Raw genomic sequence first — 13,046 nt, forward strand, 5'->3', positions numbered from 1 at the left:
GTCATGTTCACCCCGCTGCCCATGAACGCCAGCCCCGCGAACGTCGGCATCCGCAGCGCCGCCGCGAGCGCCACCGGGCCGCCCGCCATCAGCAACATCAGCGGCAGGCCCAGCAGCAGCATGAACATCACCGTCAGCGTCCCGGCCGCGCTGCGCATCGCGAGGCCCGCCCCCACGGTCATCACCGCCACCAGCGCGTAGAACACGCCCACGCCCAGCAGGTCGCGCACCACCTCGCCGGGCGGCAGCACGACGAGCCCGCCGAACAGGTCGATCGACAGCAGCAGGTGAACGGCCGCCGTCGCCGCCGCCCCTGACAGCATGCCCGCGACCGCCATCACCGGCGCCACCACCAGCGCCTTGGCCGCCAGCATCACCCCGCGCACCGGCGTCGCCTGCAACGTCACCCGGACGGTGCCGGAGGCGTACTCGGAGGTGACCGCCAGCATCGCCGCCGCCACCAGGGCGAACTGGGCGAACGACGTGGCCGCGACCACCGGCTCGCTCGCCGTCAGCCGCAGCCCCGTCTCGCCGTCCCGCAGGGCCTCGGTGGCGGTGGAGCCGCCCAGCGTGACCGCGCCGAGCACCATGAGGAGCAGCGCGCCGCCCAGGCACCACCACGTGGACCTGACCGACCACAACTTCACCCACTCGGCCGCGGCCGCCTGCCGCAGAGTGCTCATGCCCCCGCCCTTTCCGCTCCGTACTCGACGCTGTCCGAGGTCAGCTCCTGGTAGGCCTGTTCCAGCGAGGCCTCGCGGGTACGCAGCCCGTGCAGCCGGATGCCCGCCTCGTACGCCAGGTCGCCGACCCGCTCGACGGGCGCGCCGGTCACCTCCAGCTCGTTCTCGCCCAGCCGGTCCACCCGGACGCCGGCGGCGCGCAGCCGTACGGCGAGGTCGCCGGCGTGCGGGGTGCGGACCAGCACGGCCGTCAGGGAGCTGCCCGCGATGACCTCCGCCAGCGGCGCGTCCATGATGAGGCGGCCCTTGCCGATCACCACGAGGTGGTCGGCGGTCAGCTGCATCTCGCTCATCAGGTGACTGGAGACGAACACCGTGCGCCCCTCGGCCGCCAGCGAGCGCATCAGCCCGCGCACCCAGCGCACCCCGTCGGGGTCGAGCCCGTTGACCGGCTCGTCGAACAGCAGCACCTCGGGGTCGCCCAGCAGCGCCGCCGCGATGCCGAGCCGCTGACTCATCCCGAGGGACAGCGCCCCGGCCCGCTTGCCGGCCGCGCTCGCCATCCCGACCTTCTCCAGCACCTCGTCCACCCGCCGCCGCGGGATGCCGTTGCTGCGGGCCAGCGCGAGCAGGTGCGCCCGCCCGCTGCGGCCCGGGTGCAGCGCCCGCGCGTCGAGCAGCGCCCCCACCGTGCGCAGCGGGTCTTTGATCCGGTGGTACGGCACGCCGCCGACGAGCGCCGTGCCCGCGCTCGGCCGGTCGAGGCCGAGGATCAGGCGCATGGTGGTCGACTTGCCGGCGCCGTTCGGGCCCAGGAAACCCGTCACGGCGCCGGGTCTCAGCTCCAGCGACAGGTCGTCTACCGCCACCCGGTCTCCGTACCGTTTGGTCAAACCCCTCAGACTGATCACGCCGCACCACGTTAGGCAGCCGCGCGAGCGGCGGCCATGGGGGCGGACCGCCGACCTCGATGGCGGAAAACCGTAACCGGAATGTCCCGGAAGCGGCCGGGTAGGGACACTCGCGCCGTTCAACCAGGGGGAAGGACCACGTATGACCGTCAAGCTCGCCGACGGACGCTCCATGCCGCGCATCGGCCTCGGCACCTGGCCGATGAACGACGAGGAGGCCCGCCAGGCCGTCGCCCACGGCATCTCGCTCGGCTACCGCCTGATCGACACCGCCGCCGCGTACGGCAACGAGAAGGGCGTCGGGGCCGGCATCGCGCAGGCCGGGGTGCCGCGCGAGGAGCTGTTCGTCACCACGAAGCTGCGCGGCTCCCACCACGGCTACGACGCCGCCCTGCGCGGCTGCGAGGAGAGCCTGGGCCGGCTCGGCCTCGACTACGTCGACCTCTACCTCATCCACTGGCCGATGCCCGACCGGGACCTGTACGCCGAGACCTGGCGGGCGTTCGTGCGCCTGCGGGAGCAGGGGCTGGCCCGCTCGATCGGGGTGTCGAACTTCACGCCCGAGCACATCGAGCGGGTGGTCGCGGAGACCGGCGTCCGACCGGTCGTCAACCAGGTCGAGATGCACCCCGGCTTCTCCCAGCGCGAGCTGCGCGCCTGGCACGCCGAGCACGACATCGTCACCGAGTCCTGGAGCCCGCTCGCCCGTGCCGGCCGCCTGCTGGACGACCCCGTCGTCGCCGGCCTGGCCGCCGCCCACGGCCGTACGCCCGCCCAGGTGGTGCTGCGCTGGCACACCCAGCTCGGCGCGGTGCCCATCCCCAAGTCGTCCGACCCGGAGCGGATGCGGCAGAACTTCGAGGTGTTCGACTTCAGCCTGTCGCCGGACGACATGGCGCGGATGGATTCGCTCGACGGCTCCGGCCGCACGGGCGGCGACCCGGACACGAACGTCGAGCTCTGAACGTCGAGCTCTGAACGTCTGACGGTCAGAACCTGGTGCGGGCCAGCCAGTGGTCGAGCAGGGCGCGGTCGCCGGTCACCTCGCGGGCCGGCACGCGCCCGCTGAGCACCAGCATCAGCTCGGCGGCCGGCCCCCGCACCGTCACGTCGCCGTCGCCGCTCGCGCGCCGCCACCGGGGCCCGTCCGGGGTCCTGCTGATCAGCCAGCCCTCCGCGTCGTGCGGACGGATCGCCAGGCACTCGCCCGAGCCGCGCAGCTCGGCCAGCTCCGGCTTGAAGTCCTCGGCCGCCGGCGCCGACAGCAGCTCCATGCCCTCGGTGATCACGTCGGCCGCGAGCTCGGCGGAGATCGCGAACGGCGCGCCGGTCGCCGCCGCGGCGTCGTAGTGGTGGACGGTGATGTCGTTCAGCATCCTGCGCAGCCAGAACGCCGGCGGCACCATTCCCGCCACCGACCACACCTCGGCGTGCTCGCCCGCGTCCCTGACCGCCTCGATCAGCTCCTCGGCGCCGTCTGTCAGCCACCGCTCCCAGCCGTCCGGCGCGCCGGGGTCGACCTCGCGCGGGTCGGGGATGGGCAGCGGCGCGGCCTTGCGCACCAGGTCGGCCGCCCAGCGCAGGGCCTGTCCGATGTGCGCCACCAGGTCGCTCAGCCGCCATTCCGGGCAGGTCGGCACCGTCGCCTCCGGGTCGCCCGCGGCCGCGGCGCGGGCCAGCCCGGCCGTCTGCTCGCGCAGGTCCTTCACCAGCCGGGCGGTCTCCCAGGTCTCCATCGCGTCGATCCTCTCGTCGGGGTACGCGATCACCGTAGGAACTCCAGTCCACTGGAGGTTCAAGTGGCGCGACGACACGATCGGGCTCGGCCAGGCACAGCTCTACTTCGCCTGGTTCTTCCCTGCGGCCTGGATCACGGGCGGTCCCTCAGGTTGAAGAAGGACCGCTCGTCCGCGGGGCGGATGTCGAAGACGGCGTCCCGGAACATCCGCATGGGGTGGGGTGTGAACGGGTGCCGCGCGATCGCCTCGAGATCGAGTTCGATGCCGAGCCCGATCCCCGTCGGGATGATGACGTCGCCCTCCTTCGTGAGCACGAGTCGCTCGTTGGTGATCTCCGGGCGCCACGGCACGTCGGTCGCCATGATCTCCAGGTATCGGAAGTTGGGCAAGGTCGCCCCGAGCTGCAGCGTCGCCGCGGTGCTCAGCGGCCCGCTGGGATTGTGCGGGGCGAAACCGACGTAGCTGGTCGCGGCGAGCGTCGAGATGAAGGCCAACTCGGCGATGCCGCCGGCGTGCGTCACGTCGGGCTGGACGAAGTCGACCGCCTGGCGGGCGAGCGCCGGCGCGAAGCCCTGCCGGCCGAACCATCGCTCCCCGGCGGCGATGGGCACAGGAGACGCCCGGCGGATGTCGACGAGGGCGTCGAGATTGTCCGGGGGGCACGGTTCCTCGAACCACACCGGGTCGAACTGGGCGATCTCCCGCGCGACCTTGATGGCGTGGCGGACGTCGAACCGGCCGTGGCCCTCGATGAACAGTTCGACGTCGCGCCCGACAGCGGAGCGGACGGCGTCGATCTGCGCGAGCACACGGTCCAACTGCCGGGACGTGATCGTCAGGTCGAAGTTCTCGAAGGGATCCCACTTGAGACCGCGGAAGCCGCTGTCGACGGTCCTCCTCGCGGCGGCCGCGTAGTCCTCAGGCGTGACGGCTCCCGAGAACCAGCCGTTGGCGTAGGCACGCACCCGGTCGCGGGTGGCGCCGCCGAGAAGCCGGGAGACCGGGACACCCAGCTCTCGTGCCGAGATGTCCCACAGCGCCATTTCGAGCGAGCTCAGCGCGGTCATGATGACCGGGCCGCCGCGCCAGTACCAGTCTCTCGCCAGCTCGTACAGGATGCCGGAGATACGGGTGGGATCGAGCCCCACCACGGCTTCGGAGACTTCGGCGATGGCCCCCAGGACCGCGCGCTCCTTGCCCTCCAGCGTCGCTTCGCCGAGTCCGACGATCCCCTCGTCCGTGGTGACGCGGACGATCACGAGATTGGTGCGGTAGAAGTCGACGACGAAGGTGTCGACCGCGATGATCTTCATGCTCCGGTTCAGCCCTTCACGGCGCCGGCGGTCATGCCGGCCACCACATGTCTCTGCGCGAACAGGTAGAAGACGACGGCGGGCAGCGTGAACATGAAGGCGACCGCCATCACCGTCTGGATCGGCGTGCCCAGCTCGCCGATGAAGTTGGCGATCCCCACCGAGGCCGGCTGAATCGCGGGGGTGAAGATGAAGGTCACGGCGAACACGTACTCGTTCCAGGCGTGGAAGAACGCGATGACCGCGGTGGCCGCGATGGACGGGGCGATCAGCGGCACGTTGATGCGCGTCAGTACGGTGAGCGGCCGTGCTCCGTCGACACGCGCGGACTCCTCCAGCTCGCGCGGTATGCCGTCGATCGCGCCCTTGAGAATGAGGGCGACGATCGGCAGGACGAAGGCGGAATTGACCAGGATGAGACCGGTCAGGGAGTCGAGCAGGTCGAACCGCCGGAAGAGCGAGAACAGCGGCACGACCATGAGCGCCTCGGGAAGCATCTGCGTGAACAGCAGGACCACGGTCACGAAGGCCTTGCCCCAGAACGAGAACCGCGAGAGCGCGTAGCCGAGCGGTATGCCGAGGCCGATCGAGAGGGCCGTCGTGCCGACGGCGATCACCAGGCTGTTGCGCAGCCAGCCCAACGCCTTGCCTTCGGCCAGCGCGTCGATGAAGACCCCGAACTGGGCGAAGTCAGGGACGAGCCGGGCCTCCTCGGCGAAGAGGTCCGAGTTGCTCGACAGCGCCGTGACGATCATCCAGTACAGGGGGAAGACGGCGACGCCGAGCACGACGAGGACGGCGAGGATGCGCATGGTCAGACCGATGCGGAGCGGCCTCATCAACGGGCCTCCCTCTCTGCGGCACGGGCGACGAACCGGCTGCCCGCGATGACGATGAGCGAGACGACCACGCCGACCATGCCGATCGCCGCCGCCGAACCGAGTTGTTTGGAGTCGAAGGCCTGCGAGTAGAGGTCGATGACGAGTGTCTCGGTCGCCCCTACCGGACCCCCCTTGGTCATGAGCCAGATGAGCTCGAACCGCCGCAACGACCAGATGGTCATGAGGAGGGCGAGCAGTCCGATGGTGGGCTTGATGACCTGCCAGGTGACGGCGCGGAAGGTCCACCAGCGCCCCGCGCCGTCCATCATCGCGGCCTCGGTCAGGTGCGGGGGTACGGCCTGCAGCGCGGACAGCAGCACCACCGAGGTGAACGGGAACAGCTGCCAGATGGTCGTGGCGAGGATCGCCGGGAGGGCGTAGCGCGGGCTGTCGAGGATGGCGCCGCCCGGGACTCCGAGCCCGATCGTCTCCAGGAAGCGGTTCACGATCCCGTAGTCCGGGTTGAGCATCCACGTCGCGATGAGCGCGACCGCGATGCCGGGCGCCGCCCACGGAATGGTCACCAGTGCCCGCGCCCACCCCCGGCCGCGGAATCCTCTGTTGAGGAGCAGGGCGACGGCGAGCCCGGCTCCCACGGAGCCGACGACGCACGCGATCACGTAGATGAAGGTCGTGAGAAGGGTGCGGTGGAAGTCCTCGTCACCGAAGATGCGGGTGTAGTTGTCCAACCCCACCCAGGTGCTGCGTGTGGGATTCAGCAGTGACGTTCGCGTGAAGCTCAGGAAGATCTCCTGAACGAGCGGAACGCCCTGGAAGACGAGGATGAAGACGGCGGCGGGCGCCATGAAGAGGTAGGGCGTCCACTTGCTTCCCCGCGGGCTGCCTCGACGCCGGGTCCCTGATCGGGGCACTGTGTTCCGCTGTCGTTCCAGCACAGTCATCGAGTTCGGTCCTTGTTCGAGTAGGAGGCCGCCGGCGCGAGGGGGGCTCGCGCCGGCGGCCTCGTGCGATCAGCCGACCAGCTGGGTCGCCTGCTCCTGGGCTTGGTCCAGCGCGGTCTTGAGGTCGACCGTGCCCTGGAGCGCCGCGATGACGTTCTGCACGACGATCTTGCGGATGTCCGGCGTCTTCGCCTCGAACCCCAGGACGATCTGCGGCAGGCTCGACTCGGTGAGGTCGTCGAAGACCTTGAGGAAGGGTGTCTCCTCGAGCTGCTCGGGGCTTCGCTGGGTGACCGTCGCCACGCTGCTCGCGCCGAGGATCTCCTGCAGCTTCAGCTGGTTGGCCGGCTCAAGCGCCCAGCGGATGAAGGTGGCCGCCTCCTCCTTCGCCGGGCTCGCCTCGTTGATGACGATGGGGGCGAGGATCGCCCCCTGGCTGCGGACCGGGAACGGGATGGGCGCGACGCTGAAGTTCAGGTCGGGGTTCTGGCCGCGGGTCGCCGTCACGTAGCCGCCGTTGTTGAGCTCCATGCCGACCTTGCCCTCGGCGAACATGCGGCGGAACGTCGCCGCGTCGGCGCCACGCGGGATCACCTTCGCGTCGTACAGGTCCTTGTACGCCTGCAGGCCCTTGAGGTTCTCGGGGGAGTTGATGGTCAGGTTCTTGCCGTCCGACCACTTGCCGCCGAAGCCGTAGACGTAGTTGAAGATGTCCTGCCAGACGCCGGCCTCCTCGGCCTCCGTCTGCCGGAACGCCAGGCCGTAGACGTCGCCCTTGGTCAGCGACTTCGCCGTCTCGACGAACTCCTCGTAGGTCGTCGGCGGTTTCGAGATCAGGTCGGCGTTGTAGAACATCGCGTAGTTCGACGCCTCGAAGATGATCCCGTCCCGCCTGCCGTCGTGGACCATGAACTGGTCCGGCTGCTTGAGCAGGTCGTACTTGCTGACGTCGATCAGGTCGTCGAGCGGCGCGATGAGGCCGGCGTCCGAGGCGGCCTCGAACTCGGGCATGTCGAAGCGGATCAGGTCGGGCCCTTGCCCGCTGCCCATTTGAGTCAGGACGGTCTGGCCGAAGGTCGGGTACGGCACTGCCGCGGCGGACACCCGGACCGCGCTCTGGCTCTTGTTGAACTCATCGAGCCACTTCTCGAGCTGTGGCCCGCGACCCGGGTCACCGAACGTCGAGGCGGCGAAGGTCAACGTGGTCACGCCGCCGTCGGATCCGCCGTCGGAGCCGCTGTCGGAGCCGCAGCCGCTCAGGAGGGCGACGGACGTACACATGACGCTGGTCGCCACAGCCATGCTCCGGCGAATGCGATGCAGCCCCATTTGTCACTCCCATAAATAGCCGTTTACTCCCCCGAAACCCCGCTTGCTTGCAACGATCGTAGTGACATGTGCAACCCTGTCAAGGGAGTGGTTGCGCATGGCATGCTCTACATTGCGCATAGTGCAACGTATGGAGGGCGTTAGTGGCACAATCCATCCAGCGCGCGATCAACCTGATTCGGACGACAGCGCAACATCCGCTGACCCTCACAGAGGCCTCGGACGTGCTCGGCGTCCACAAGTCCACGGCTCTGCGGATCCTGCAAACGCTTGAGGCGGCACGATTCGTGCGCAAGACGGGGGCGGGGACGTACGTGTTCGGGAGCGGGCTCATCGAACTGTCCGAGCTCGCGCTCGGCTCGATGGACCTGCGCCAGTTCGCGTCCTCGCACCTGCGCCGGCTCCAGCGGCAGACGGGCCATACCGTGCACCTGGCACAGCTGACCGGCGACGAGATCATCTACATCGACAAGGTCGACAGCGCCGCGTTCGACTCGGTGAAGCTACCGTCTCGGGTCGGCCGGGCCGTCTCGCTCTATGCGAGCGCCGTCGGAAAGGCGATCCTCGCCTACCTCCCCGTGGAGGATCGCGATCGCCTGCTCGCGCACGTCACCTTCGAGCGGCACACCGACACGACCGTCGCCGATCGGGACTCCCTCGAAACCGAACTCGCCCACGTCCGCGAGCAAGGCTGGTCTGTCGACAACGGCGAGCACGACGCCTACGTCATGTGCATAGCCGCACCGATCAGGGATTCACGGGGGAAGGTCATCGCCGCCGTCTCCATCACCGCGATCGAGGTGATCGCGACCTTGGACCAGCTGAAGGAGCACCTTCCGCTGCTGCTGGAGACCGCGACGCTGATCTCACAGGAGGTCGGATACACGCCGGAGCCGCCATCGGCGAGCTGAGCCGCGACCTCTGGAGCTCTCCGAGGTGCCGTCGGCGTCGGCCCGATGCGCCGGCCCCTCAAGGCTTCCCCGGGTCGCAGGCTCAGGTCGTTCGGCATCCTTGCCGTGGCATCCCCATAGGTGGGAGGCGCCACGGCAAGGCCCTGGGGTCAGCCGACAGCCACCTGGGTGCTCTGTGATGCGTTGAACAGTTCGTCGCCCAGGTAGCGGGCGACCACGGGGTCGTCGAGGAGTGTGCCGTTGACGGCCTTGCGGAAGGTGGCCATGCCGTTCTTGACCGGTGCGGACCCGAGGTGGGCGTCACCGGCGTAGAACTCGACCTTGCCGGTCGGTGAGGCGACGCCGGCGGTCACGGCGCCCACCGTGGCGGTCGCGGTGAGCGTGACGTCGGGTGAGTTCCCGTCGGGCGCGGCGGCGACGTCCAGGCCCGTCGTGGTGGTGCGGAACGCCACATTACGCAGGTAGAAGTTGAGCATCGGACGCCAGACATGCCAGGTGTGCATGCCGTCGATGTAGTGCTCCTTGATCTCGACACCGGCGGAGCGCAACGCCTCGGCACGCGTGTGCAGGCTCTGGGCGCTGGTGCCGTCCTGCAGCCCGGTGCCGAAGAGGATGCCGCCGGGCACCGTCTTCAGGCGGTCGATCTGCGCCGGCGAGGCCGCCGGTCCGCCGACGCTCCAGGCGGCGTGGTAGGCGAACAGGTCGGTGTTGTCGTACATGATCGTGAAGGCGCGGCTCCCGCCCGCCGAGAACCCGCCGAACGCACGGTCCTCCGGCCGGCCCGAGACGTGGTAGTTCTGCTCCACGAACGGGATGATGTTGGTCCGCAGCTCGTCGGCGTACCCCTGATTGCCACCGGGCAGGCCGTTGAAGTCGGTGGACACGACCACCATCGGCTGCACCGCACCGTCCTTGATCGCGTTCTCCAGAATGTTGTGGGCCACGCCCTGCATCGTCCAGGCGATCGAGCTGTCGCCGGCGCCGTGGCTCAGATACAGCGTGGGGTACGGCGTCGCCCGGTTCGGGTCGTAACCGTGCGGCGTGTAGACGACGATGTCATGCACCCCGGCCGGGTTGGTCGACAGCGGTGACGGATACCGCCGCGACTCCAGCCTGCCGGCCGCATGGGCCTTGACCGGTGCCTGGTAGTCGTTGTCGTAGGTGGGGAACCTCTTGCTGCTCGGAACGAAGATCGTGCTGCGCACCGCACCCGGCGCGTCCGGGTACTGGGGCTGCACCTCCCACGGGTTGGCGGGGTCGTCGTGCAGGGTGCAGCCGGTGGCCAGCGCGTCGGCGCAGTCGTAGGTGAAGGCGTAGCGGAACGTGCCGGCGGGTAACGGGACAGTGATCTCCCATGTCCCGTCGGCCCCGAGCCGCATGGGCAGGATGCGCCACGGGGTGGCCGCGGTGTCGCCCGGCCGCCACTGCGACGGCGGTCGGCTGTCGGTGACGTTGTCGGGCTGGGCGAAGAACCAGTCGCCGTAGATCTGTACGGTGTCGACGCCGGCGGGCGCCTGGTGCCGGAACGTCACCGCATACCCACTCGGGGGTGCGTCGGACTTGACCAGGGTCGGCCCCAGCGGCTTCGCCGGTGCCGCCAAGGCCGGAGGGGCTGACACCCCGACCGCGACCACTGCTGCCGCGACCGTCAGGCCGGCCAGAAACGACCTCAGCCGGCTGCTTCGCTGGATCCTCGACGAACGATGGGGACACGTGACGGGCACGTTGCTCTCCCTCCGGAGGGCGAAAGGTGATCAGACGTAACGAATCCGGCCTGATCGTTAACACGCTTGTCATGATCGTAGGAGGCTGTGCAACAGTGTCAAGAGTGAATTGCATATGACGTTGGCGGCGTTGCACAATATGCAACATTACGCCTTCGGCTCCGCCGCCGCTCGGCGAACAGGTCCTCGGTGACGCTCCCTCACGTCATCCGTCTTGTCGGGGTACGCGATTACCGTGGGAACTCCAGTCCACTGGAGGTTCAAGTGCCGTTGCGCGACGACACGATCGGGATCGGAGAGCTGGCCCGGCTGACCGGGGTGCCGGTGCGCACCATCCGCTTCTACTGCGACGAGGGCATCATCGCCTCCGTGCGCAGCGTCGGCGGTCACCGCAGGTTCGACGGGGTGGCCGTCGAGACCCTCCACATGGTGCGGCGGCTGCGCGGGCTGGGCCTCGGGCTGGCGCCGATCGCCCGCGTGCTCGCCGGCGAGAGCACCGTGGCCGACGCCGTCGCCGCCGAACGGGCCGCGCTCGACGTACGGCTGGCCGACCTGTCCTGGCGGCGTGCGGCGCTGCGCGCGGTGGAGGAGGCCGGTCCCGCCGAACGCGCCGCGCGGCTGGAGTTGCTGGCCGCCGTGGAGGACGGCCCCGCCGCCCACGACGTGCTGGTGGAGTTCTGGCGGCGGCAGATGGCGGCGCCCATCTCGGCGGAGCTGTTCGCCGGGTTCGTGGCCATGGCCGTGCCCGTGCCGCCCGCCGACCCGACGCCGGCGCAGGTCGTCGCGTACGCCGAGATGGTCGCCCTGGCCGCCGACCGGGCGTTCACGCGCCGCCTGCGCGCCCGCGCCGTGGCCAACCTCGAGGTGATCGCCGACGAGGAGGACCTGCTGTACGGCCTCGGCGAGGCGTCCGCGCTGGCCGAGCCGCTGGTGCGGGCCGGTGAGGCGCCGCGCGGCGGCCCCGAGCTGGACCGGTTCGTGGCCGTGCACGCCATGGCGCGAAGGCGAGAGGACTCCCCGGCGTTCCGCCGCGAGCTGCTGGCCGGCGTCGAGCCCGACCGCGACCCCCGCCTGCGCCGCTACTGGCGGCTCGTGGGAGAGGTGAGCGGCGAGCGGGTCACGCTGGGCGCGACCCAGCTGTGGCTGACCGACTCCCTCGAACGGTCGCTCAACGCCTCGTAACACGCGAAGCCATCCGGAGAAACAAACCCTTCTTGATCTCCGGACATGGCGGACATACTTGACAAGTACGTCATGGCGGAAGCCTGGGACGAGATGTTCGAACGGCCAGGCGTCCCCCGGCCGCCGTACCAGGCGTTGTTCGCCGCCCTCCAGCCGCCCTCCAGCCGCTCGGCACGCTGGAGCTGCGCGCCCGGGCCGCCCAGCTCGCCCGGATGTTCACCGACCGCGGCGTCACCTTCGACGACGCGGGGGTCGAGCGGCCCTTCCCGCTCGACCTGGTCCCCAGGGTCATCGACGCCGCCGAATGGGACCTCGTCACCCGCGGCGTCCGCCGGCGGATCCGCGCGCTGGAGGCCTTCCTCGACGACGTGTACGGCGCGCGTCAGGTCTTCCGCGACGGCGTCGTCCCCTGGCGCCTGCTGCACTCCAGCCCTCACTACCACCGCGTCGCCCACGGCTGGCGCCCGCCCAACGGCGTGCGCGTGCACGTCGGCGGCATCGACCCGCGCACTGGAGTCCGAGCCGGACCGCCGCCTGGGAGGCCGAACAGTGACCCGCCCGCTGCTGAGCCGCATCGCCGAGACGCTCTACTGGATCGGCCGCTACGTCGAGCGCGCCGACGACACCGCCCGCCTGCTCGACGTGTCCGTGCACCGCGTGCTCGACGAGCCCGAGACCTGCCGCTCCCTGTACGCCGTGCTCGGCCTGAGCCCCGCGCCGTTCGTCAGCACCGCCGCCGTGATGCGCCGCCTGGCCCACGACCTGACCGAGCCGGCCTCGATCGCCTCCTCGATCCGCTCGGCCAGGGACAGCGCCAGGGAGGCGCCGGTCACCCTACAAGACGACCGGCGACGATCCATGGGCCGGGTTCACCCGAAAGGCGCGCGCAGGGCGCCTGTGGGTCGGCTCACCCGACGGCGCGGGCAGGGTGTCCGCGGGTCGGCTCATCCGAAGGCGCGCGCCGGGCGTCGGCGGGTCGCCAGGACGGCCACCGCCGCGAGCACCAGCCACGCCGAGGTCAAGACGATGAGCCAGGTCCAGCCCGCGTGGCCGTAGACGATGCCGCCCGCCGTGCCGCCCGCGCCGCTGCCGAGGTAGTAGCAGAGGGTGTAGAGGCCCGCGGCTCGGCCCCGGGCCTGCGGGGACGCCTCGGCGGTCGCCCAGGCGTTGGCGATGGCGTGCGCGGCGAAGAATCCGGCGGTCAGCACCGCGAACCCGAGCGCGACGACCGGCAGCGACCCATGCGCGGTGAGCACGCTGCCCGCCACCGTGACGGCCAGCGCCGTGACGAGCGCCGGCGTACGCCCCAGGCGGCCTGCCAGCCGCCCCGCGGCCGCCGAGGAGACGGTGCCCATGGCGTACGACAGGAAGACCAGCGAGGCGGCCGCGGGGCTCAGGTCGAGCGGCGGCGCGGCCAGCCGGAACCCGGCCGCGTTGTACAGCGCCACGAACGCCCCCATCCCCAGCGCCC

Annotated in this window: 13 protein-coding genes and 1 pseudogene; 5 read left to right on the forward strand and 9 right to left on the reverse strand. The window is 70.4% G+C overall.

The annotated features are described in order from the left end of the window. Nucleotides 1-683, reverse strand: a 683-nt coding sequence (locus tag C1J01_RS39145; RefSeq protein ID WP_111184008.1) for an ABC transporter permease, incomplete at its 3' end; no start/stop codon positions are given. Then, on the reverse strand, nt 680-1,594 hold the full coding sequence (locus C1J01_RS39150) for an ATP-binding cassette domain-containing protein (RefSeq protein ID WP_111184009.1): 915 nt from the start codon (nt 1,592-1,594) through the stop codon (nt 680-682). The genes C1J01_RS39145 and C1J01_RS39150, both read right to left, overlap by 4 nt. Before the next feature lie 142 nt (nt 1,595-1,736). On the opposite strand from C1J01_RS39150, the gene C1J01_RS39155 reads away from it, so the two are divergent. Further along, complete coding sequence (locus C1J01_RS39155; protein ID WP_111184010.1) at nt 1,737-2,558, forward strand: aldo/keto reductase; 822 nt, start codon at nt 1,737-1,739, stop codon at nt 2,556-2,558. 25 nt (nt 2,559-2,583) lie between these two features. On the opposite strand, the gene C1J01_RS39160 is transcribed toward C1J01_RS39155, so the two are convergent. The 5 genes from C1J01_RS39160 to C1J01_RS39180 all read right to left on the reverse strand — a co-directional run bounded on the left by C1J01_RS39160 (nt 2,584) and on the right by C1J01_RS39180 (nt 7,731). Further along, the gene (locus tag C1J01_RS39160; RefSeq protein ID WP_220040323.1) at nt 2,584-3,363 is read right to left on the reverse strand and encodes a maleylpyruvate isomerase family mycothiol-dependent enzyme; all 780 of its coding nucleotides are present in this window, start codon (nt 3,361-3,363) and stop codon (nt 2,584-2,586) included. Nucleotides 3,364-3,464: 101 nt separating this feature from the next. Continuing rightward, nucleotides 3,465-4,646, reverse strand: coding sequence for a mandelate racemase/muconate lactonizing enzyme family protein (locus C1J01_RS39165; RefSeq protein ID WP_111184011.1), 1,182 nt, complete (start codon nt 4,644-4,646; stop codon nt 3,465-3,467). Nucleotides 4,647-4,654: 8 nt separating this feature from the next. After that, the gene (locus C1J01_RS39170) at nt 4,655-5,485 is read right to left on the reverse strand and encodes a carbohydrate ABC transporter permease (protein WP_111184012.1); all 831 of its coding nucleotides are present in this window, start codon (nt 5,483-5,485) and stop codon (nt 4,655-4,657) included. Beyond that, on the reverse strand, nt 5,485-6,333 hold the full coding sequence (locus C1J01_RS39175; RefSeq protein WP_220040324.1) for a carbohydrate ABC transporter permease: 849 nt from the start codon (nt 6,331-6,333) through the stop codon (nt 5,485-5,487). The genes C1J01_RS39170 and C1J01_RS39175 overlap by 1 nt, the downstream gene beginning before the upstream one ends. 165 nt (nt 6,334-6,498) lie before the next feature. Next, on the reverse strand, nt 6,499-7,731 hold the full coding sequence (locus tag C1J01_RS39180; RefSeq protein ID WP_181449213.1) for an ABC transporter substrate-binding protein: 1,233 nt from the start codon (nt 7,729-7,731) through the stop codon (nt 6,499-6,501). A gap of 170 nt (nt 7,732-7,901) precedes the next feature. Here C1J01_RS39180 and C1J01_RS39185 point away from each other — a divergent pair, with 170 nt between their 5' ends. After that, entirely contained in the window at nt 7,902-8,669 is a 768-nt protein-coding gene (locus tag C1J01_RS39185; protein ID WP_111184018.1) for an IclR family transcriptional regulator, read from the forward strand. A 149-nt stretch (nt 8,670-8,818) separates the two neighbouring features. Here C1J01_RS39185 and C1J01_RS39190 read toward each other — a convergent pair whose 3' ends face one another. After that, nucleotides 8,819-10,201 (reverse strand): Ig-like domain repeat protein, encoded by a 1,383-nt coding sequence (locus C1J01_RS39190; protein ID WP_111184020.1) that lies wholly within the window; start codon nt 10,199-10,201, stop codon nt 8,819-8,821. Nucleotides 10,202-10,657: 456 nt separating this feature from the next. Between C1J01_RS39190 and C1J01_RS39195 the strand changes: the two genes are divergently transcribed. The 3 genes and pseudogenes from C1J01_RS39195 to C1J01_RS51575 all read left to right on the forward strand — a co-directional run bounded on the left by C1J01_RS39195 (nt 10,658) and on the right by C1J01_RS51575 (nt 12,631). Further along, nucleotides 10,658-11,575 (forward strand): MerR family transcriptional regulator, encoded by a 918-nt coding sequence (locus C1J01_RS39195; protein WP_220040325.1) that lies wholly within the window; start codon nt 10,658-10,660, stop codon nt 11,573-11,575. A 212-nt stretch (nt 11,576-11,787) separates the two neighbouring features. Continuing rightward, nucleotides 11,788-12,066 (forward strand): annotated as a pseudogene (locus tag C1J01_RS53865) (circularly permuted type 2 ATP-grasp protein); the annotation flags it as partial. Nucleotides 12,067-12,124: 58 nt separating this feature from the next. Next, entirely contained in the window at nt 12,125-12,631 is a 507-nt protein-coding gene (locus C1J01_RS51575) for an alpha-E domain-containing protein (RefSeq protein ID WP_220040326.1), read from the forward strand. On the opposite strand, the gene C1J01_RS39210 is transcribed toward C1J01_RS51575, so the two are convergent. Next, nucleotides 12,520-13,046, reverse strand: a 527-nt coding sequence (locus C1J01_RS39210; protein ID WP_146615882.1) for an MFS transporter, incomplete at its 5' end; no start/stop codon positions are given. The genes C1J01_RS51575 and C1J01_RS39210 overlap by 112 nt on opposite strands.

It is taken from the genome of Nonomuraea aridisoli (genome assembly GCF_003236395.1).
Taxonomy (GTDB): Bacteria; Actinomycetota; Actinomycetes; order Streptosporangiales; family Streptosporangiaceae; genus Nonomuraea; species Nonomuraea aridisoli.